1 protein-coding gene is annotated in these 1,504 nt (G+C 66.3%); it reads right to left on the reverse strand.

Features of this window, described 5'->3' with window-relative positions:
- Positions 1-48 precede the first annotated feature (48 nt).
- Positions 49-1,317, reverse strand: coding sequence for a L,D-transpeptidase (locus ACWGI8_RS44190; protein WP_453669256.1), 1,269 nt, complete (start codon positions 1,315-1,317; stop codon positions 49-51).
- Positions 1,318-1,504 lie beyond the last annotated feature (187 nt).

Here is a 1,504-nt window from a genome sequence, read left to right on the forward strand (position 1 = left end):
GTTCCGGGAGCCGCCGCCGTCGTGGTGCGGTGGACGAGGTCGCGAGGGTCAGACCGCCGAGCCGGCCTTCCAGTCGGCCCAGCTCAGGTTCCAGCCGTTGAGGCCGTTGTCCGGCTTGATCGTCGTGTCCTGGGAGTTCTTGACGACCACGACGTCGCCGACGATCGAGTTGTCGTAGAACCAGGCGGCGGGCTGGTTCGGGTCGCCCGCGCCCTTGACGTCGTTCAGGCCGACACAGCCGTGGCTGGTGTTGACGCTGCCGAAGACACCGTCGGAGCCCCAGTAGTTGCCGTGGATGAACGTGCCCGACGAGGAGAGCCGCATGGCGTGCGGGACGTCCTTGATGTCGTACTCGCCCTTGCCGTCGTCGTCGGTGAAGCCGACCGTCGCACCGTTCATCCGGGTCTCCTTGAACTTCTCGGAGATCACCATCCGACCGTTGTAGGTCGGGTTATCCGGCGAACCGGCGGAGATCGGGATGGTCTTGATCGTCTTGCCGTCCTGGGTGACCGTCATGGTCTTGGCGGCGGCGTCGACGGTGGAGACCTGGTTGCGGCCGATCTTGAAGGTGACCGTCTTCTGCTGGACGCCGAAGACTCCGTCGGCGCCCTCGACTCCGTCGAGCTTCAGCTTCATCGTGACGGTGGAGCCCGCCTGCCAGTACTGGTCGGGGCGGAAGTCGAGCCGCTGCGAGTTGAACCAGTGGCCGACGACCTCCTGGCCGCTGCTGCTGGAGACGGTGATGCCGGACTGGACGGCCTTGCGGTCGGTGATCGCCTTGTTGAAGTTGACCGAGACCGGCATGCCGACGCCGACGGTGGAGCCGTCCTCGGGCGTGAAGTTCCCGATGAAGCTGTTGGCCTGGGAGACGGTGGTGAAGGAGGAGTTCTCGTGGGCCTCACGGCCCTGGGAGTCCTTGGCGGTGGCGGCGATCTTGTAGACGGTCGCGCGCTCCAGTTGCTCGTCCGGCTGCCAGCTCGTGCCGTCGGCGGCGAGCGTGCCCTTGACGCTCTTGCCCTCGGCGGTGGTCATGGTGACCTCGGTGAGCTTGCCCTTGCTGACGGTGACCTTGGCGTCCTTGTTGATGCTCGCGTTGGTCGCGCCGTTCTTGGGTGAGATGACTATTCGGGCGTCCGAAGCGTCCTTCGCGGCCGCCTCGTCGACCTGCGCCTGCGACTTCTTCGAGCCCTCGTCGCCGCTGTTCTTGCCGTCGTCGCCCCCACTGCAGGCCGAAAGCACCAGCACGCCGCCGAGCAGTGCGGACGCGGCCACGAGGCCTCGGCGCCGCTTGCTGTCCGTCATCACACGCTTCTCCATCGTCGCCGATTCCCTGCCAACTCTTTTCACAACACCGATTCCGCCCCGCGCGGTTTCGTTTCGGACGCCGATGTGGCGCACACCACTGACCGACGCGCCTCCGGAGGCTCCGGTTCCGGTTGTTCCGGCTGTTCCGGCTACGGGTACCCACTTAGGACACGGATGCCGACGGGCTCAGGATCGCCGA

This window comes from Streptomyces sp. NPDC054841, assembly GCF_053611045.1.